Source organism: Acidovorax sp. GW821-FHT09B03 (genome assembly GCF_059418305.1).
This window is the reverse complement of record NZ_JBWKPP010000013.1, coordinates 128,784-148,215: the sequence shown is the minus strand read 5'-3', so window position 1 is coordinate 148,215 and position 19,432 is coordinate 128,784. Positions and strand designations below refer to the sequence as shown.

The 19,432-nt window shown below is 69.4% G+C and carries 17 protein-coding genes; 9 read left to right on the top strand and 8 right to left on the bottom strand.

Annotated features, from left to right (window positions below; all coding sequences use genetic code 11):
- Positions 1 to 59: 59 nt before the first annotated feature.
- The gene (locus AC07PA_RS21785) at positions 60 to 884 is read right to left on the bottom strand and encodes a MetQ/NlpA family ABC transporter substrate-binding protein (RefSeq protein ID WP_494608800.1); all 825 of its coding nucleotides are present in this window, start codon (positions 882 to 884) and stop codon (positions 60 to 62) included.
- Positions 885 to 1,147: 263 nt separating this feature from the next.
- On the opposite strand from AC07PA_RS21785, the gene AC07PA_RS21780 reads away from it, so the two are divergent.
- From AC07PA_RS21780 to AC07PA_RS21760, 5 genes are read left to right on the top strand one after another with little or no spacing between them, the layout of a single operon-like run.
- Entirely contained in the window at positions 1,148 to 2,023 is an 876-nt protein-coding gene (locus AC07PA_RS21780) for a methionine ABC transporter ATP-binding protein (RefSeq protein WP_494608802.1), read from the top strand.
- Positions 2,016 to 2,678 carry a methionine ABC transporter permease gene (locus AC07PA_RS21775; protein WP_494608803.1) on the top strand — a complete coding sequence of 221 codons (663 nt, stop codon included), beginning with the start codon at positions 2,016 to 2,018 and terminating at the stop codon, positions 2,676 to 2,678. Before AC07PA_RS21780 ends, AC07PA_RS21775 begins: the two co-directional genes overlap by 8 nt.
- Positions 2,679 to 2,711: 33 nt before the next feature.
- Entirely contained in the window at positions 2,712 to 3,539 is an 828-nt protein-coding gene (locus tag AC07PA_RS21770) for a MetQ/NlpA family ABC transporter substrate-binding protein (protein WP_494608804.1), read from the top strand.
- Between the two features lie 13 nt (positions 3,540 to 3,552).
- Complete coding sequence (locus AC07PA_RS21765) at positions 3,553 to 4,092, top strand: hypothetical protein (RefSeq protein WP_494608805.1); 540 nt, start codon at positions 3,553 to 3,555, stop codon at positions 4,090 to 4,092.
- A 40-nt stretch (positions 4,093 to 4,132) separates the two neighbouring features.
- A complete protein-coding gene (locus AC07PA_RS21760) occupies positions 4,133 to 4,423 on the top strand; it encodes a hypothetical protein (protein WP_494608806.1) in 291 nt (96 codons plus the stop codon).
- Positions 4,424 to 5,093: 670 nt separating this feature from the next.
- Here the strand turns inward: AC07PA_RS21760 and AC07PA_RS21755 are convergent.
- The 7 genes from AC07PA_RS21755 to AC07PA_RS21725 form a co-directional block, all read right to left on the bottom strand.
- The gene (locus AC07PA_RS21755) at positions 5,094 to 5,921 is read right to left on the bottom strand and encodes a MetQ/NlpA family ABC transporter substrate-binding protein (protein WP_494608807.1); all 828 of its coding nucleotides are present in this window, start codon (positions 5,919 to 5,921) and stop codon (positions 5,094 to 5,096) included.
- Between the two features lie 117 nt (positions 5,922 to 6,038).
- Positions 6,039 to 7,727, bottom strand: coding sequence for an amidohydrolase (locus AC07PA_RS21750; RefSeq protein ID WP_494608808.1), 1,689 nt, complete (start codon positions 7,725 to 7,727; stop codon positions 6,039 to 6,041).
- Positions 7,724 to 8,635 (bottom strand): ABC transporter permease, encoded by a 912-nt coding sequence (locus AC07PA_RS21745; RefSeq protein WP_494608809.1) that lies wholly within the window; start codon positions 8,633 to 8,635, stop codon positions 7,724 to 7,726. The genes AC07PA_RS21750 and AC07PA_RS21745 overlap by 4 nt, the downstream gene beginning before the upstream one ends.
- Entirely contained in the window at positions 8,632 to 9,417 is a 786-nt protein-coding gene (locus tag AC07PA_RS21740; protein ID WP_494608810.1) for an ABC transporter ATP-binding protein, read from the bottom strand. Before AC07PA_RS21740 ends, AC07PA_RS21745 begins: the two co-directional genes overlap by 4 nt.
- Entirely contained in the window at positions 9,414 to 10,421 is a 1,008-nt protein-coding gene (locus AC07PA_RS21735) for an ABC transporter substrate-binding protein (protein WP_494608811.1), read from the bottom strand. The genes AC07PA_RS21740 and AC07PA_RS21735 overlap by 4 nt, the downstream gene beginning before the upstream one ends.
- Positions 10,422 to 10,475: 54 nt before the next feature.
- A complete protein-coding gene (locus AC07PA_RS21730; protein WP_494608812.1) occupies positions 10,476 to 11,669 on the bottom strand; it encodes an acyl-CoA dehydrogenase family protein in 1,194 nt (397 codons plus the stop codon).
- Positions 11,670 to 11,681: 12 nt separating this feature from the next.
- Complete coding sequence (locus tag AC07PA_RS21725) at positions 11,682 to 12,683, bottom strand: tripartite tricarboxylate transporter substrate binding protein (RefSeq protein WP_494608813.1); 1,002 nt, start codon at positions 12,681 to 12,683, stop codon at positions 11,682 to 11,684.
- Between the two features lie 278 nt (positions 12,684 to 12,961).
- Between AC07PA_RS21725 and AC07PA_RS21720 the strand changes: the two genes are divergently transcribed.
- From AC07PA_RS21720 to AC07PA_RS21705, 4 genes are all read left to right on the top strand, one after another.
- On the top strand, positions 12,962 to 15,175 hold the full coding sequence (locus tag AC07PA_RS21720; RefSeq protein ID WP_494608814.1) for a rhodanese-like domain-containing protein: 2,214 nt from the start codon (positions 12,962 to 12,964) through the stop codon (positions 15,173 to 15,175).
- Between the two features lie 120 nt (positions 15,176 to 15,295).
- Complete coding sequence (locus tag AC07PA_RS21715) at positions 15,296 to 16,711, top strand: leucyl aminopeptidase family protein (RefSeq protein ID WP_494608815.1); 1,416 nt, start codon at positions 15,296 to 15,298, stop codon at positions 16,709 to 16,711.
- A 136-nt stretch (positions 16,712 to 16,847) separates the two neighbouring features.
- A complete protein-coding gene (locus tag AC07PA_RS21710; RefSeq protein ID WP_494608816.1) occupies positions 16,848 to 18,440 on the top strand; it encodes an ABC transporter substrate-binding protein in 1,593 nt (530 codons plus the stop codon).
- 13 nt (positions 18,441 to 18,453) lie between these two features.
- Entirely contained in the window at positions 18,454 to 19,419 is a 966-nt protein-coding gene (locus AC07PA_RS21705) for an ABC transporter permease (RefSeq protein ID WP_494608818.1), read from the top strand.
- Positions 19,420 to 19,432 lie beyond the last annotated feature (13 nt).

The window sequence follows — 19,432 nt, the reverse complement described above, 5'->3', positions numbered from 1 at the left end:
AAACAGCACAGGCCCCGCCTGGTGAGGGCGCAGGGCCTGTGGCCACGCTCGGAGGCGCTTTAGAAGGCGGGAACCAGCGAGCCGTTGAACTTGGTCTCGATGAAGCTCTTCACTTCGGGCGACTGGTAGGCCTTGACCAGTTGCTTGGCCCAGGGCTTGTCCTTGTCGGCGCGGCGCACGGCGATCAGGTTGGCGTAGGGGCCCTGGGGCGATTCCTTGATCACGGCATCCTTGGCCAGGGTGAGGCCGGCCTTTTCGGCGTAGTCGTTGTTGATCGAGGCGATCGTCAGGTCATCGAGCGAGCGCGGCAGCTGCGCCGCGTCGAGCGGCACCAGCTTGAGCTTCTTGGGGTTCGAAACCACGTCCAGCGGCGTGGCATTGTTGTTCTTCACGGCCTCGGGCTTCAGGGTGATGAGCTTAGCCTCCTGCAGCAAAAGCAGGGCGCGGTTGCCGTTGGACGGGTCGTTCTGGATGCCCACCGAGGCGCCTTCGGGCAGCGCGTCGATGCTCTTGATCTTGCGCGAGTAGAAGCCCAGCGGCGCGGTGATGGTCAGGCCCACGGGCACGATGTCGAAGCCGCGCGCCTTGTTCTGGTTGTCCAGGAAGGGCTGGTGCTGGAAGGCATTGGCATCCAGGTCGCCGGCCGCCAGGGCGGCATTGGGCAACTGGTAGTCGTTGAAGACCACGACCTCGATGGCCAGGCCGTCGCGGGCGGCGACCTTCTTGACGACCTCGAAGATCTGGTCGCCGTTGCCGACGGAGACGCCCACCTTGAGCGTCTTCTTCTCCTGCGCATGCAGGGCGCCATGGGAGGCGAAGAGGGCGGCAGAGGCCAGCGAGACGGCGGTGATCATCGCGGCGCGGCGGCGGACGGTATGGAGCATGGTGGTCGGCATGAAAGTGTGAAAGAAGGCGCCGACTGTGGCCGGGCAGGGCGCATTCCCCAACGAAGAAATGCGCGCAACCTTATGCGCGCACCACACAAGCGCGCCGCTGTGCAGCCGCTCTTACTTGAAATCCGCATATGCACGCGCCGAATGCGTCGTTCCTTCCGGGGGCGTGCGTTCCCATACTCGAGAGCTTCGATGTTCCGCCCCTTCCCGGCCTGCATGCCACCCGCGTGCCTGCCGACGGGCCATTCCCTTCCATGACTGCTGTCACCCCCCTGCATCCCCCGGCGCCCGGCACCGTGCCCGTGATCCGGCTCGAATCCGTCCAGAAGTCGTTCACCCTGCCCAACGGCGAGCGCTTCGACGCCGTGCGCTCCCTGTCCCTGGACATCCACGCCGGTGACATCTTCGGCCTGATCGGCAAGAGCGGCGCCGGCAAGTCCACGCTGCTGCGCCTGATCAACCTGCTCGAGCGCCCCGACGCCGGCCGTGTGATCGTGGGCGGGCGCGACCTGACCACGCTGTCGCGCAGCGAGCTGCGCGACACGCGCCAGAGCCTGGGCATGATCTTCCAGCAGTTCAACCTGATCCAGAACGCCACGGTGGCCGACAACGTGGCCTTCCCGCTCAAGATCCATGGCCACCATTCGCGTGCCGAGATCAACGAGCGTGTGCGCGAATGCCTGATGCTGGTGGGGCTGGAAGAGAAGATCGACAGCTACCCCGCCCATCTCTCGGGCGGCCAGAAGCAGCGCGTGGCGATCGCCCGCGCGCTCGCCCCGCGGCCCAAGGTGCTGCTGTGCGACGAGCCGACCTCGGCCCTGGACAGCGAGACCACGCAGGAGCTGCTGGCCACGCTGCGCGACATCAACCAGAAGATCGGCGTGACCATCGTCATCGTCACGCACGAGCTGCCCGTGGTGGAACTGCTGTGCCGCCAGGTCGCCATCCTGGAGCAGGGCGAGCTGATCGAGCAGTTCGCCGTGGACGCACCGCCCGCACAGCGCCTGACCGCGCTGGGCCGCGAGATCGACGCCCTGGTGCGCCGCCGCGCGCGCGATGCACGCGAGGAAGCCACCGCCGCAGGCTATGCCGCGCACGCCAACGGAACGCAAGGAGTGGCTTATGCCTGAGAACATCGTCGCCATCCTGCCCGAGCTGGGCGTGGCCATCGGCCAGACTTTCTTGATGCTGGCCATCGGCCTCAGCGCCGCGCTGCTGATCGGCGGGCCGCTGGGCATCCTGCTGTTCCTGCTGAGTCCGGGCCAGTCGCTGGCCAACCGGCCGGTGTTCCTGGTGCTCAACTGGATCGTGAACACCGTGCGCTCCTTCCCGTTCATCATCTTGCTGGTGGCGCTGGTGCCGTTCACGCGGCTCATCGCAGGCACCTCCATCGGCCCGCTGGCCGCTGCGGTGCCGCTCTCGGTGGCGGCCATCCCCTACCTGGCGCGCCTGGTCGACCAGTGCCTGCGCGAGGTGCCCCGGGGCGTGATCGAGGCCGCGCATGCCATGGGCGCGAGCGAGCTGCAGATCATCTGGCGCGTGCTGATCGTCGAGGCCCGCTCCGGCCTGGTGCTGGCCTTCACCGTGCTGTCGGTGAGCTTTCTCTCCTACTCGGCGATTGCCGGCGTGGTGGGCGGCGGCGGCATCGGTGACCTGGCCATCCGCTATGGCTACTACCGCTTCCAGACCGACGTGATGGTGCTCACCGTGGCCCTGCTCGTGGTGCTGGTGCAGATCCTGCAGTTCGTGGGCACCACGGCCGCACGCCGGCTCGACAAGCGCTGAACCCTTCTTTCCCCATTCTTCTCCCGTATTCCCATGAAAAACGCATTGCTCCGCCGTTCCGTCCTCTCCCTGTCGCTGCTGGCCCTGTCCGCCGGCGTGCTGGTGCCGCTGCAGGCCAGCGCCCAGGCGGCCAAGAAGGAGCTGACCATCGGCGGCACCGCCGGCTCCAACATCGACCAGCTCAAGCAGGGCATCGTGCCCATCCTGGAAAAGAAGGGCTACAAGGTCAAGCTGGTCGAGTTCAACGACTACGTACAGCCCAACCTGGCGCTGGCCCAGGGCTCGCTCGACGCCAACTTCTTCCAGCACCTGGTGTACCTCAAGAAGTTCGCGGCCGACCAGAAGCTCGACATCGTCGAGCTGGTGCAGGGCCCGATCGCGCCGCTGGGTGTCTACTCCACCCAGCGCAAGACCCTGGCCGAGGCCAAGGACGGCGACCGCTTCACCCTGCCCAACGACCCGAGCAACCTGGCGCGGGCGCTGGTGCTGCTGGAGCAGAACAAGCTGATCACGCTCAAGTCCGGGATCGACCCGATCCGCGCGTCCGAGAAGGACATCGAGCAGAACCCGCGCAAGTTCAAGTTCATCCCGCTTGAAGCGGCCCAGCTGCCGCGCTCGCTTGGCGATACCGAATACGCCATCATCAACGGCAACTTCGCGATTTCCTCGGGCCTGAAGCTGACCGAGGCCGTGGCGCTGGAGAAGACGCCCGACCACTACCTCAATGTCGTGGCCGTCAAGCGCACCGACAAGGAAGCGCCTTGGGCCAAGGACCTGGTGGAGGCCTACCGCTCCAAGGACTTCCAGGCCGTGGTGGACAGCAAGTTCCGCGGCTACGCCAAACCAGCTTTCCTGCAGTAAGGGCAGGCACGCGATGGGCGCGCTGGTCGCATTCGACGTGCACGGCAGTTGGGGGACCACCCATGTCTGCGACAGCCTGCTGAAGCTGCACCTGCGTGCCCTGGGCGCCGATTTCGGCCGCCAGGACGACAGCAATCTGCCGCTGCCCGAGCGCGCGCGGGGAACGGACTCCGCAGAGTGCATCCGCTTGCCGCTGCAGGCGGGTTCCTGGCAGGCCCGGTGGGGCGAATGGAGCCGCCACCAGGCAGATGGCAATGGCGTGCTCGTGCTCCGGGTGGTCGAAGGCAGCCTGCTGGTCTACCTGGAGTCGGAGCAGGGCCACAGCGCCGTGTTCTGCGAAGCCGGGGAATGGCTGGCACTGCCCGCTGGCCTGCCATTCAAGATGGATGCGGGGGAGGCGCCGGAACTCGAGCTACTCGTGCTGCCCGCTGCGACGGCCCGCCAGCCGGTGCAGGCGCCGCGAGCGGTGGCCGCGGGCCGCAAGGCACTCCCCTCCCACGATGCGTTTGTCGCCACCCTGCTGGAGCTGACGGGCTATGCCGCCGAAGACTAGCGGCGAAGGGACGCGGTTTCCTGGCCCGGTGTGGGTTGCCTTGGTCCTGCTGGCACTTCCTGTCCACGCGATTCCGAAGGACGACCGCCAGGCCTGCGAAGGCTATCGGGATCTGGTGTTGACCATCGCCCAGAAGGCCGATGCCGGGGTCAGTGAACAGCAGATGAAACGGCTGATGGCCGCCCAACCCGACCTCTTGCCGATGGTGGAGCTCATCTACGAGCAGAAGGCCCGACGCTCCAACAGCAATATTGCCGCCTGGCACTATGCGGCCTGCATGGCCGACGCGAAGAAAATGCGCCGGGGTGCCGGCGGCGGGGCCAACGGTTGATCCATCATATGGAGGGTCCTGGTCCAGCAGCTCCAGGCGAGCCACCACGGTGCGGGGGCGCACCAGGGCCCCGGGCGCAATCACCGAATTGGCGCCGATCCGGGCGCCGTCCCCGATCAATGCGCCGAACTTGTGCTTGCCGGTGGGGTGAAGCACCCCATTGCTGAGAACCCGGACTTCGGGGTCCGCGCGCTCATTGCGGAAATTGCACACCACGCTGCCCGCATCGAGGTTGACACCGCTGCCGATCAGCGAGTCACCCACGAAATTGAAGTGCGCCAGTTTTTTCTGCGCGAAGAGGAACGACGACTTGAGTTCCGTTCCCGGCCCCAGCACACAGTCGTCGCCCACCCAGTTGCCTGCGCGCAGGCAGGCACCGGATGCCACCAGGCACCGGGCGCCAAGGACCAGCGGGCCTTTCAGCACGGCGCCATCCTCCACCCTGGCGCCGCGGTGGCAGGCGATGTCTCCCTCGATGGCGAATTCATCGCCTGGCAGCGCCGCAAGCAAGCCCTGCACGATCTCCTGGGCTTGGCTGGTCCATTCCCAGGGGGGAAGGCCTTCCAGGTGCGCCAAGGGAGACGACGGGAGCGCCTGGACATAGTCGGCAAGGTGCAGCGCGAAGGGCATGGCATGGGCACTGGCAGGGTGCCAGGCCGTTGTCCTTTGCTTACTTCGAGAAATAGTCCGGCAGCCGGTAGCCTGCCCAGGTCGGGTTGGCCTTGAAGACCTGCTGGAATTCCGCCGACTGGTAGGCCTGGGCGATGTCCCGGGCGAACTTGGCGTTCTCGTTGCCGCGCTTGACGGCCACCACGTTCACGTAGGGCAGGGTCATGTTCTCCTGCTTGAGCGCATCGGTCAGCTTGAGGCCGGACGCCACGGCGAAGTTGCCCTGCACGGCGGCCAGGTCCGCATCGGCCAGCGAGCGCGGTGCCTGCGCGGCGTCCAGGGGCACCAGGCGCAGCTTCTTGCGGTTGGTGGCGATGTCGCGCTCGGACACCGTGATCGGGTTCACGTCGGGCTTGAGCTCGATCCAGCCGATGGCGGCCAGGATATTGAGCGCGCGGGCGGCATTCACCGGGTCGGCGGGCAGGGTCACGGTGGCGCAGTCGGGCACCGACTCCAGTGTCTTGTGGCGCTGCGAGTACAGGCCCATGGGCGGCGTGGGCACGTGGATCACGGGCACCAGGTCGAAGCCCTGCTGCTTGTTGGTGGCGTTCAGGTACAGCGAGTGCTGGAAGATGTTGGCATCGATCTGCCCGCGCTCCACCGCATCATTGGGCTGCACGCCCTGGCTGAACTCCACGTACTTGATGGTGTAGCCCTGCTTCTTGAGCAGCGGCTCGATGCCCTTCGTGAACGCATCGCGGTACGGGCCGGGCATGAAGCCGATGCTCAGGTCGGCGGCACTGGCCAGACCGGTGAGCAGCAGCGAGACCGCAAGGCCACTCAGGCGAAAGAGGGTGCGCGCACCGGGCGTGCGGGAGGAAGACAGCATGGGGACAACTCCGGAATCTGGAAAGTGACGGGTACGGGCAATCTACGGTGGCGGGGCACCCCGGCCAACGAAGATTTGTGTGCATGCTTATGTGTTGCATGCACTAGCCAGAGCAGGTCAGCGGGTGGTCTCGTGCACCGTCCGCCCAGCCACCAGGGTGAGGTCCGACCGGATCAGCGCGATCTCTTCGTCGGGCACGGCCAGGGGGTCGGCCGACAGCACGGCGACATCGGCCCACTTGCCGGCCTCCAGCGTGCCCTTGGCGCCTTCCTCGTAGCTGAGGAAGGCCCCGTTGCGCGTGATGGTCTGCAGTGCCTGCAGGCGGGTCAGCCGCTGGCCGGCGCCGATCACCCGGCCGGTGGTGCGCTCGCTGCGCACCACCGAGGCCCAGGCCGCGCTGAAAGGGGAGATGGGGATGTTGTCGCTCCCCGCTGCAACCGCGATGCCGGCCTCCAGCAGGCTGCGCTGGGGCAGGAAGCCGTTGCCCCCATCGGGTTCGTCGAGGTAGGTGGCGCCGTTCTTCCAGAGCATGTACATGGGTATCGTCGTGACCTGCAGCCCGAGCGCGATGATCCGGGGGATGTCCGCGGCCTGCACGCGCCCGATGTGCTCCACCACCCAGCGCCGTCCGGCCAGGGGAAAGCGGGCATCGATGCGCTCGAACACGTCGAGCACCTCGGCCAGCCGGTCCACCACCACGCTGTGCACGCGCAGGTCGTGCTCGGCCGCCAGCCAGGCCTGCTCGCCAAAGTCCTCGATGCGGTTGGCCCACTCCACGAAGCCCGTCCAGCCGGTATTGGGCAGGGCGCGCCGCACCGCCTTGGCCGTGGCCGCCTGGCCGCCCAAGCCCAGGTAGATGCCGCTGATGGACAGCCAGGGGTCGCCACTGCCCTTGCCCCGGGCGTAGGAGAGCCAGTCGCGCATGGCCAGCTTCGCCTCGGCCACGTTGCCCCAGGTCGGGCTCACGCACAGGCGGGTGCGCATGCTCAGGCCGCCTTGCTCCCAAAGCGCGCGGTAGACGGCAATCGTCTCGGGGGCGGAGCCATGCCCCTCGTAGATGCTGGTGGTGCCGCAGGCGTGGTACAGCGGCAGCGAGCGGCGCAGGCCCTCCAGCCGGTCGGCGAAGGAGAAGGGCGGCACCTGGGTGAGGATGGAGAACTCGATGGCCGGGCGCTTGTTGGTCTCGACGATGACGCCGTTCGGCGCACCGTCGGGGCCCAGCACGATGTCCAGGCCCGCGCAATCGGGGCAAGTGTCGGCGGTGATGTGGTTGCGCTGCAGTGCCAGGGTGTTGAGCGCGCTGTGCCCGGGCGGAACGCCCCAGTTGCCGAACAGGCCGGGGATGTAGACCGGGTGGTCGGGTGCCGCCGCATCGAGTTCGTGCCGGTCGGGCATGCGCCCTTCGGCCAGGGTCGCCGGGCCGCCGAAGTAGTAGGGCGGCTGCCCCACCGGCATGGTAATGATCCATTGCCCCCGGGGCACCTTGCGGGCCTCGCTGCGCACGATGGCCAGCACGTCGGCAATGCTGCGCGCATGGGCCAGGCTGGGGCGCAGGGTCTTGAGCCCTTCGCGCTCCATGTGGGCGTGGGCATCGATCAGGCCCGGAACAGCCGTGCGCCCCTGCAGGTCGATGCGCCGCGTGCCCGGGCCCTGCAGGGCCAGGACCTCTTCGTCGCTGCCCACGGCCACGATGCGATCGCCGGCAATCGCCAAGGCCTGGGCCGGCGCGGCGCCCGGCACCATGCTGAGCACATGTCCGCCGGTCAGGACGAGGTCGGCCACGGTGGCCGAGGAAACGCTGCTCACCGCCGCGCCTCCGCTCCGTACCAGGGGAACAGCCGGTGCACCAGCCAGGCGAAGAACTGGTCGGCCACGAAGCCGATGGCTCCCAGGTAGATCAGGCCCACGAACATGATGTCCACGCGGAACACCAGGTGCGCAAACGAAATGAGGAAGCCCAGGCCCTTCTCGGCACCCACCAGTTCCGCCGCCACCACGACCACGAAGGCCACCGAGGTCGCGTGGCGCAGCCCCGCAAACACGAAGGGCAGGGCGGCGGGCAGGGCCACCTGCGTGACGGCGGCCAGGCGGCTGGCACCCAGGGAGGCGGCCGAGCGCATGAACACCGGCGGAATGTCGCGCACGCCGATGAAGGTGTTGAGCCACACCGGGAAGAAAGTGCCCCAGGCGATCAGCGCCACCTTGGACACATCGCCCAGGCCGAACCAGACGATGGCCAGCGGAACGATGGCAATCGCCGGGATGGAGCGCAGCCCGTGGATCACCGGATCGCTCAGGTGCCGCAGCAGCCTGCTGCGGCCGGTGGCCACGCCGGCCACGATGCCCAGGGACGAACCCAGCAGAAAGCCCCACAGGGCGCGCTGCAGGCTGGCCCCCACATGGGGCCAGATCTCGCCGCTGCCCCAGGTCATGTCGGCAAACACCGAGGCGATGTGCGAGGGCGGCGGAAACATCTTCGGGTTCACGCCCGGCACGATGCGCGGCGCAATCTCCCAGACGGCCAGGAAGAGCAGCACCCCGGCGATGCCGAGCAGCACCTGCCAGCGCAGCGCATTCAGGCGCCGGCCGCGCTCGCGCGCGACGAAATCCCGTTCGGCCTGCTGCTTGTCGCCAGGGGCTTGCGCTGCGGGGCGGGGCGCGGTTGGGGCCGTGCCACCCGGGGCACGCAGAATCGTTTCGGGCAGCGCGCTCATGCCGTGGCCTCCTGGGCGATGTCGGCAAAGGCCTCGTGGATCTGCGCGTAGACGGCACCGAAGGCCGGGTCGCCGCGGTCCCGGGGGTAGGGCAGGTCGATCTTCACGATGCGCTGGATGCGGCCCGGGTGCGGGCTCATCACCACCACGCGCTGGGCCAGGAACACGGCCTCCTCGATGTTGTGGGTGATGAAGAACACCGACAGGCCCAGTTTCTGCCAGATGCGCAGCAATTCGTCCTGCAGGCTGGCGCGGGTCAGTGCGTCGATGGCCGCGAAGGGCTCGTCCATGAGCAGTACCTTGGGCTCGGTGGCCAGCGCGCGTGCCACCGCCACGCGCTGGCGCATGCCGCCCGAGAGCTCGAAGGGAAAGCGGTCGGCCGCATGCGCCAGGCCTGTGAGGGCCAGCAGTTCATCGGCCTTCTGGCGCCGCGCAGCCCTCGAAAGGCCCTGCTGTTTGAGGCCGAACTCCACGTTGCGGCGCGCCGACAGCCAGGGGAAGAGCGCGTACTCCTGGAACACCACGCCCCGGTCGGGCCCCGGGCCCTGGATGGCCTGGCCATGCACCTCGACACTGCCCAGCGTGGGCTGCAGGAAGCCCGCGATCATGTTCAGCAAAGTGGTCTTGCCGCAGCCGCTGGGGCCGATGGCGCAGACGAATTCGCCGTCGGCGATGTCCAGGCCCACGTCGCTCAGCGCCCAGTGGATCTGGCCCGAGGCCGAGGCGTATAGCTGCGACACCTCGCGGATGCGCACGGCGGCGCCGGTCGTCACCGCGCTCACCGGGAAAGGCTGACGCGGTCCGGCGCGGCGGCGCGCAGCGCGTCGGGGTAGACCAGGCGCTTGTACAGCTGGCGCAGGTCTTCCTTGGGGCGCTGCGCCAGGCCGGCCTCGATGGCCCATTCGCCGTTGAGCACCAGGTCGTCGATCAGGCGGTCGTCCAGGCGCACGCCGATCTGCACGTTGGAGAGGCCCTCCTTGGTCGTCTCGACCGAGGTCTTGGTGCGTTCAGCCACCAGGCCGACCGCATCGGCCGTGTTGCCGCGGTAGAACTTCTCCGCGTCCAGCAGGGCGCGCACGGCGGATTCCACGAGCTTGGGGTCGCGTTTGACCAGTTCTTCGCTGGCGCTGAGCACATAGTGGCTTAGGAACACCTTCTCCAAACCATCGGCCCGCAACTGGCGCACTTTTCCCTCCGCGCTGGTGATGGCCTGCTGGCCGGCGTCCCAGCCCCAGGCGAAGGCATCGATGCCGCCCTGGGTGATGGCGGTGACGGCGTCGGGCCCGCGCAGGTTGACGACGGTGACGTCCTTGAGCGTGAGGCCGTGCAGCGACAGGTAGCGCGACAGGAAGAAGTGGCCGCTCGACCCCAGCGTGGTGGCCACGCGCTTGCCCTTGAGCTGGGCGGGCGTGTCGATGCCGCGGTCGGTGCGTGCCACCACCACCATGCCGCTGGACAGGCGGGTGAACTCGGCCACGATCACGGACTGCACGCCATTGGCGCCGGCCAGGCCGACCACGCTGTCGGTGGTGGTGGCGAACTGGGCCTTGCCGCTCACGGCGGCATCAAAGGCCAGGCGGCCCGAGGTGAATTGCAGCGTGCTGGCGTCGATGCCGTAGTTCTTCCACAGGTTCTTGCTGGAAACCAGGTAGGGGATGGCCCAGCTGAAGCCCTGGCTCTCGGCGATGACGATCTTCTGCGCGGCAGCGGCAGACAGGGGGGCCGAGCCCAGGGCCAGGCCGGAAAGGCCGAGGCCCAGGTTGAATTGGCGGCGGTTGATTTGCATTTTTTTGAGCGGTTGGGAAAGGTGACGGGAAGGCGGGCCAGGACCTGCGCGGTTTCAGCCGTAGCCGTAGGGATCGGGCACCTGGCCCGTGAGCAGCCAGCGCCCGACCGCCTTCTGGCGGTAGTCGAGCGGGTCGTGCAGGGTGTGTACGCGCACGTTGCGCCAGTAGCGGTCGAAGCCGTACTGGCGCGCGGTGGCGCGGGCGCCGACGAGCTCGAAGATCTGCGAGGTCACGGCCAGCGCCGTGCGGCCTGCCTGCACCCGGGCCGCGGCGATGTCGATGGCCAGCTCGCCGCGCTGCGCCTCGGTGAGCTGATCGCCCGCGTCCCAGGCCGCCTGAAAGCGCTCCAGCGCCACATCGGCCAATGTGGTGGCCGCGCGCAGCTGTATCCACAGGTCACCGGCATTGAGCTGCAGTACCGGGTCGTCCGCCGCCGCTTCCACGCCGGCCATGGCCCAGGGCTGTACATGGCTGGCGACATATTCCACCGCGTTGCGCAGCGCGCCCTGGGCATTGCCCAGGTAGATCTCGGTCAGCACCAGCTGGCCGATCAGGTTGCGCAAGGTGGAACGGGCCGAGGAGGCCACGCCGGGCGGCCCCAGGATCTCGTCGCGGCGCACGACCACGTTGTCGAAGTGCACGGAGCCGCTGTCGGTCTGGCGCTGGCCCATGTTGTCCCAGTCGTCGTTGATCGTGATGCCCGCGCGGGCGGTAGGGACGACGGCAAAGATCCGGTCGGTGGGGTGCTGGCCCAGGGTGACGGACAGGTTGAGCACGTCCGAGTCGCGCGCGCCCGAGCAGAAAGCCTTGATGCCGTCGAGCACGTAGCCATCGGGGTGGGCTGCCACCGCCAGGCGGGTGTCGCGCGCGTTCACCGCATTGCCCCAGAACCAGCGCTCCTGCACGGCCGTGCGCAGGTAGTGCTCCTGCTGGGCTGCCGAACCGAACAGCAGCACCGATGCCACCTGCAGGTGCTGGAAGCCGAACAGGTGGGCCAGCGAGCTGTCCACCGCCGCGATGCTGCGCACCATGCGGTGGATGTCGGGCCAGGGCAGCTCCTGGCCGCCGAAGCGGCGCGGAATGGCCAGCGTCAGCAGGCCGCTTGCGCGCAGCAGCTGGCGTTCATGGAGTGCGGAGCCGCCGGCCCGGTCGCGCTCGGCGGCAGTGGAAGCCAGGGTGGCGATGAGCTGCTCCAGCGCGGCGATCCAGGGAGCGGTGGTGGCAGGGGTGCTGGAAAGGTCGGTCACGGGGCAGGTCCGTCAGCGCAGGTTCAGCCCGGCGGTCTTGATCGCGCGCGAATAGCGGGGCTGCTCGGCCTGAAGGCTGGCCGCCAGGTCGGCGGCCGTGCCGCCGGCGATCTTGAAGCCCAGGTCTTCGAGCTTGGCACGCACGTCGGGGGCCTTGAGCACGGTCTGGATGTCCTGGTTGATCTTGGCCACGACCTCGGGCGGAGTGCCCGCCGGGGCGAAGTAGCCCTGCCAGCTTTCCACCGAGAAGCCCGCGGGGCCACCGGCCTCGGCCACGGTGGGCACGTCGGGCAGCGCGGCGGAGCGGTAGCTGGTGGTGACGGCCAGTGCGCGCAGTCGCCCGGCGCGCACGAACTCGGTCACCGCAGCCAGCGTGATCAAGGTGGCATTGGTGTGCCCGGCCAGCACGTCCTGGGTGGCCGGGCCGCCGCCGGGATAGGGGATGTAGTTGACCTTGGCGCCGGTCTCCTGCGCCAGGATCTCGTGCGCCACGTGGGCGATGCCGCCGTTGCCGGGCAGGCCCAGGCTGATGCTCTCGGGCTGCGACCTGGCACGCGCCAGGTATTCGGCGAAGCTGTTCAGCCCGGTGCCGGGGTTCACCACCAGGATCTGCGGGTTGACCACGGCCTTGATCACGGGGGTGAAGGCCTTTTGCGTGTCGTAGGGCAGCTCCTTGAACAGGATGCCGTTCAGGGTGATGCCCTCACCCTGCTGCAGCAGGGTGTAGCCGTCGGGCGCGGCCTTGGCCACGCGCGCCGCGCCGATGGTGCCGCTGGCGCCGGCCACGTTCTCCACCACCACGCTCTGGCCCCACAGCACGCTGAGCTTTTCCGCCAGGGTGCGGGTGAGCTTGTCGGCGCTGCCACCAGGGGCCACGGGCACCACGATGCGCACGGTCTTGGAGGGGAAGCTCTTCACGTCGGCGGCATGGGCCAGGGGCGCATGCAGGCCGGCAAGGGCCGCAGCGGCGGCAGCGGTGGCGCCCAGGGCGCGCAGGAGGTGGCGTTTGTTCATGGCAATCGGGTGGGGCAGGGTGGGGAGGCGAGCGCCGGCGATGGCACTGCGAAAAGGCTCCGCCGCAGGGGCAGATGGAATGGAGCGAGCGTAGGAGCCCAGGCCCCGGCCGTGAACGAAGCTTTCCGAATATCGATAGTCGGCAGCTGCCAGGCAGCGCGGCGCCGGCGCCAGTGCATATCCATAGGCGGTTTGCTTCGTTGCCGGGCGCCTGCCCTGGCGCCTAAGGTGGGGCCACCCTTCTCACCCCACCCGCCGCGCATGCGCGGGCCTCCCCCATGACACAGACCGACATCCGCCTCGATTTCAGTGGCAGCGACCTGGCCAGCCAGCGCGGCCATGCCGTCGCGGGCTTCATCCGCACCGCCCGCCGCCTGCTGCCCGACCCCGTGCGCCCCACGGCAGAGCAGTTGCGCGCCGTGGCCGTCGCCCTGCAGGAGCTGGGCTTGCAGAAGGGCCTGTTCCCTGCGGACCACTTCCCGGTGTCGGCCGAGCGCCCCGCGCAGGTCTACCGGCTGTTCGAAGACCTGGACGGCCACTTTGCGCTCTACGCCTCGGCGGCGCTGCCTGGCAAGTTCCAGCCGCCGCACGACCACACCACCTGGGCGCTGATCGCCGGGGTGGCGGGCAACGAGCGCAACGTGTTCTACCGCCGCGAGGTGACGAACGAGCCCGGGCGCGACCGCCTGAGCGCAGATCGCACGGTGGACGTGGTGCGCGGCGTGTCCGTCACGCTCTCGCCCGCCGACGTGCACACCATCGAGCTCGTGGGCGACGAGCCGGGCCTGCACCTGCACTTCTACGGCCTGGGGCTGGACCGTCTGCACGGCCGCGTGGTCTTCGAAGGCACCGAGGGCGGCAGCTACCGCACCTTCCCGCCACCGACATCGATCCGCCATGCGGCCATCACGCCACCCGCGCTCAAGGCGGCATTGGCCGACGGCGAGGAGATCGCCGTGCTGGACGTGCGCGAGGCCGGGGTCTTCGTGCGCCGCCACATCCTGTGGGCCGCGCCCGCGCCGCTGTGGCGGCTGGAGGGCCTGATCGACCGGCTAGTGCCGCGGCGCGGCACGCGCATCGTGCTGGTCGATGCCGACGAAAGCCTGGCCCACCAGGCGGCGCTCAAGCTGCTGCGGCTGGGTTGGGCCAACCTATCGGTGCTGCAGGGCGGCACCGATGGCTGGGAAGCCGCGGGCTACGAGGTCTTCAGCGGCAGCAACGTGGCCAGCAAGGCCTTCGGCGAGGTGATCGAGGTGCAAAAGCACACGCCCAGCATCGATGCCGACGACCTGCAGCAGCGCATCGAGCGGGGCGACGACCTGGTGGTGGTGGACAGCCGCACGCCCGAGGAGTTCGCCGACTTCAGCCTGCCGTTCGCGCACAGCCTGCCGGGCGCCGAGCTGGTTTACCGCATCGGCGAACTTGCGCCCAGCCCGGACACCCTGGTGGTCGTCAACTGCGCGGGGCGCACGCGCAGCATCGTGGGCGCGCAGACGCTGATCGATGCGGGCATCCCCAATCCCGTGGTGTCGCTGCGCGACGGCACCATGGCCTGGCTGCTCTCGGGCCGCACGCTGTCGCATGGCCGGGCCTCGCCCCTGCCGGAGCCCGGGCCACAGGGCCTGGCCGATGCCCGCACGCGCGCCGCCCATGTGGCCGAGCGGGCCGGGGTGCGCCGCATCGACGCGCTCGACCTGGCGCTGCTGGAGGCCACGGCGAACGAACGCACCCTGTACCGCTTCGACGTACGCACCCGCGAGGAGTATGCCACCGGCCACCTGGAGGGCTGGCGCTGGGCACCGGGCGGCCAACTGGTGCAGGCCACCGACGAGTACCTGGGCACGCGCCGCGCCCGCTTGGTGCTGGCCGACTGGGACGGTGTGCGCGCCCTCACCACCGGGGCCTGGCTTGCCCAGCTCGGCGGCCTGGAGGTGCTGGTCTACAGCCCGCCCGCGGGCGCCACGGTGGTCACCGGGGGCGAGCCGGTGCGCGTGCTGCGCTCGCAGCCTGCGGCGCCCGCGGTGTCGGCCCGCCAGGCTGCCCAGCGGGCACAGGAGGGGGCCCTGGTGTTCGACGTGGAGCGCCGCGCCGCATTCGAGCGCCTGCACATCGAGGCCGCGCGCTTTGCCGTGCCCGACCGATTGCAGGAATTCCTGGCCGATGAGCCGGCGGGGCGCACGGTGCTGCTCACCTCATCCGACGGTGTGCTGGCGCAGAGCGTGGCCGCCGAGCTGAAGGCGCGCACCGGGCGCGACGTGCGCGCCATCACGGGCGGCACCCAGGCCTGGGTGGCCGCCGGCCTGCCCATCGGGCGCGGTCCCGAGGGCGTGCTCACGGGCGAGGACGATTACTGGTTCAGCCCCTACCACCACCGCGACCTGGCCGCACGCGACGCGGGCTTTCGCGCCTACCTGGCCTGGGAGCTGGGCCTGGTCGAGCAGCTCGAGCGCGAGGGTGACATCGGCATCCGCCTGGTGCCCGCTGCGGCCTGAGACGGACGTTCAGAACGGGGGCATCGGACGGCTACCATCTCGACCGTGGCTTTCGGTCCGGCCTGGCCTTCATGCCGGTGGACCGACGACAGCCCGATTTCTCTTCCCAGCCCATCCGATATGTCCGAACCCTCCGCCTTCTTCTACGACATTTCCCCCGACGCGGGTGCCGATGCACCCGTGCCCCTGCACCTTCTGGAGCCCGCCGGGCTGGCCGGCTTCTGGGCCACGCAAGCACCTGCCCATGCAGCCTGGGCCCAGGCCCACGGTTTTGAAGCCCAGCCGGGCCGGGCCCTGTGGCTACCCGGCACCGATGGCCGCCTGGCCGCCGTGCTGGTGGGCGTGGAGGCCGCTGCACCTCTGTGGCAGCTCGCGGCATTGCCGGCCAGCCTGCCGGCGGGGCGTTATACCGTGGCGTCCGGTGCCGACGGCGAAGCCACCGATGCCCAGGCGCTGCGCGCCCTGGGCTGGGCGCTGGGTGCCTTGGCCGCTTGCAAGGACGCCGCCCAGACACCCCGCCTGGCCCTGCCGGCCTCCGTTCGCGAGGCAGTGCAGCCCTTGGTGCGCGCGGTGGAACAGGTGCGCCGCCTCGTCAACGCGCCGCCCAATGTGCTCGGCCCCACAGAGCTGGCAGGCGAGGTGCAGGCCCTGGCCGGGCGCCATGGCGCGCAGTACCGCCAGTGGGTAGGCGATGAGCTGTCCGAAGCCGGCTTCGCCCTGGTGCATGCCGTGGGCCGCGCCGCGGCCGACGCGCCGCGTGTGGCCGAGCTGCAATGGGGCGACCCGGCCGCGCCGCGCCTGGTCATCGTCGGCAAGGGCGTGTGCTTCGATTCGGGCGGGCTCGACCTCAAGCCGCCCGCCGGCATGCGCTGGATGAAGAAGGACATGGGCGGTGCGGCCCATGCACTGGCCCTGGCCGAACTGGTCATCGGTGCGCGCCTGCCCGTGCACCTGACGCTGGTGGTGCCGGCGGTGGAAAACGCCGTGGGCGCTGGCGCCCTGCGGCCGGGCGACGTGGTGCGCGCGGGCAACGGCACCACGGTGGAGATCGAGAACACCGATGCCGAGGGCCGCCTGGTCCTGGCCGACGCCTTGCACCATGCACTGCGGCCCGAGGCGGGTCCCGCCGCCGCGCTGGTGATCGACCTGGCCACACTGACCGGTGCCGCACGCGTGGCACTGGGCCCCGACCTGCCAGCCTACTTCAGCAACGACGAAGGCCTGGCCCGGGACCTGGCCACCAGCGCGCAGCAGGTGGCCGACCCGGTGTGGCGCCTGCCGCTGTGGCAGCCCTACCGCTCCATGCTCAAGTCCGGCAGCGCCGGCCTGGCCAATGCCGCCAGCGCGCCGCTGGCCGGCGCCATCACGGCGGCGCTGTTCCTCGAAAGCTTCGTGCCCGCGGGCACGCCCTGGCTGCACCTGGACCTGTTCGCCTGGAACCAGGAGGAGCGCCCCGGCCGCCCCAAGGGCGGCGAGGCCCAGGCGCTGCGTGCGGTGTTCGCACTGCTGCAGCAGCGCTTTGCGCCACCGGCGTGAGCGCCGCCGGCCAAGCATGAACTTCGTGTTTGCTTAGCCGGTTTTCTGCGTTGCCAGGGCGGGTGCGCCCCGAAACAATGCACGCACCGCAGGCCATCCGCGGCCTGCCACTGCATTGTCGAGAGGACTTTTCCCCATGATCCGCCCCCTGGCCCTGGCCATTGCGCTGGGTACCGCCGCCTTGGCCGCGCCCGCACTGCTGCACGCCGAAACTCTGCGCTGGGCGCGCTCGGTCGATGCCTCCACGCTCGACCCGCACGCGCTCAACAACGGCCCCAACCATGCGCTGCTGCACCAGGTCTACGAGCCCTTGCTGATCCGCGCGCCCGACGGTTCGCTGCAGCCCACGCTGGCAGAGTCGTGGAAGCCCACGGCCGATCCCAAGGTGTGGGAGTTCCGGCTGCGCAAGGGCGTGAAGTTCCACGACGGCAGCGTGCTCACGGCCGACGACGTGGTGTTCTCGCTGCAGCGGGCGCGCGCGCCCACCTCGGACATGAAGTCACTGCTGGTGTCCATCACCGGCGTGGCCAAGGCCGACCCGTTCACCGTGCACATCACCACCGGCGGCGGGCCCAACCCGCTGTTGCCCAGCAGCCTCACCAACATCCAGATCCTGAGCCAGGCCTGGGCCCGGGCCAACGGGGTGGAGCAGCCGCAGAACGCCTCGGCCAAGGAGGAGACCTACGCCACGCGCAATGTCAATGGCACGGGACCCTACACCCTGGTCTCGCGCGAGCCCGATGCGCGCACGGTGCTGCGCAAGTTCCCGGGCTACTGGGGGCGCGGGCAGTTCCCGCTGGGCATCGACGAGCTGGTGTACCTGCCCATCAAGGCGCCGGCCACCCGCGTGGCGGCACTGCTCTCGGGCGAGGTGGACTTCGTGCAGGACCTCCCAATCCAGGACATCGCACGCCTGCAGGCCGACAGCAAGCTGCGCGTGACCCAGGCGGCCGAGAACCGCACCATCTTCCTGGGGCTGAACGTGGGCGCCGAGCCGCTCAGGTACTCGGACGTGAAGGACAAGAACCCGCTGGCCGACCTGCGCGTGCGCCAGGCCTTCCAGCTGGCCATCGACCGGGCTGCGCTGCAAAAGGCCGTGATGCGCGGCCTGTCGGTGCCGGCCAACATTGTCTCGCCGCCCTTCGTGCACGGCTACGACAAGGCCTTCGACGTGGTGGGCAAGGCCGACGCGGCGCAGGCCAAGAAGCTGCTGGCCGAGGCCGGCTACCCCAACGGCTTCGGCATCACCCTGCACTGCACGAACGACCGCTACATCAACGACGAGGCCATCTGCCAGGCCGTGGCGGGCTTCCTGGGCCGCGCGGGGGTCAAGGTCTCGGTGGTGGCGCGGCCGCTGGCCATCCAGTCGGCGGCCATCAACAATCAGGACACGGATTTCTACCTCTACGGCTGGGGCGTGCCCACCTACGACGCGGCCTATATTTTCGACTACCTGGTGCACACCCGGGGCAAGGCCTCGCGCGGCGCCACCAACGCCACGCGCTACAGCAACCCCGATCTGGACGCGAAAATCCTCTCGCTGGCGTCCGAGGGCGACACCAAGGCCCGCGACGCGACCATCAAGACCATCTGGACCCAGGTGCAGAAGGACCTGGTCTACCTGCCGCTGCACCACCAGATCCTGACCTTCGCAATGGCGCGGCGCTTCGACATTCCGGTAAACCCCTCGGGCGCCATCCACTTCAAGTACTACAAGGCGGTGCGCTGAGCGGCGCGGTCCCATGCTGCAACTGCTGCTGCGCCGTGCCGGCCAGTCCGTCCTGGTGCTGCTGGCCGTCTCCTTCATCGCCTTCCTGGTGTTTCGCCACATCGGCGACCCCACGCTGAGCCTGCTGGGCGAGGATGCCTCGCTGGCCGACCGCCAGGCGGTGCTGGCCGAGTTGGGCTTCGACCAGCCCGTGGCCGTACAGTACCTGCGCTACCTGGGCCAGGTAGGGCAGGGCGAGTTCGGCATCTCCTACCGCTTGAAGCGCCCGGTGACGGCCGTGATCGCCGAGCGCCTGCCGGCCACGCTGGAGCTGGCCCTGGTGGCCGGCCTGCTGGCCGTGGGCGCCGGGGTGGCCCTGGGCGTGTACACCGCGATCCGGCGCGAAGGCTGGCTCAGCCGCGCGCTGATGGCGGTGTCACTGGTGGGGGTGTCGCTGCCCACCTTCCTGATCGGCATCGGCCTCATCTACCTGTTCGCGGTGGAGCTGCGCTGGCTGCCTTCGTTCGGGCGCGGCGACACCGTGGCGCTGGGCGGCTGGAGCACAGGCTTTCTCACAGCGTCGGGCTGGGCCTCGCTGGTGCTGCCGGTGTGCACGCTGGCGCTGTTCAAGCTCACGCTCATCATGCGCCTGGTGCGCGCCGAAATGCTCGAGGCCCTGCGCAGCGACTACGTGCGCTTTGCGCAGGCCCGGGGCTTGCCGTGGCGCAGCATCCATCTGCGCCATGCGCTGCGCAACACGCTGGTGCCGGTGGTCACCATCACCGGCCTGCAGATCGGCTCGCTGATCGCCTTCGCCATCGTCACCGAGACGGTGTTCCAGTGGCCCGGCGTGGGCCTGCTGTTCATCTCGTCCATCCAGGCGGTCGACGTGCCGGTGATCGCCGCCTACCTGCTGCTCATCGCCGTGCTCTACGTCGCCATCAACGTGGTGGTGGACCTCGTCTACCTGCTGGTGGACACGCGGCTGCGGCGCCAGTGAATCCTCTTTCTGG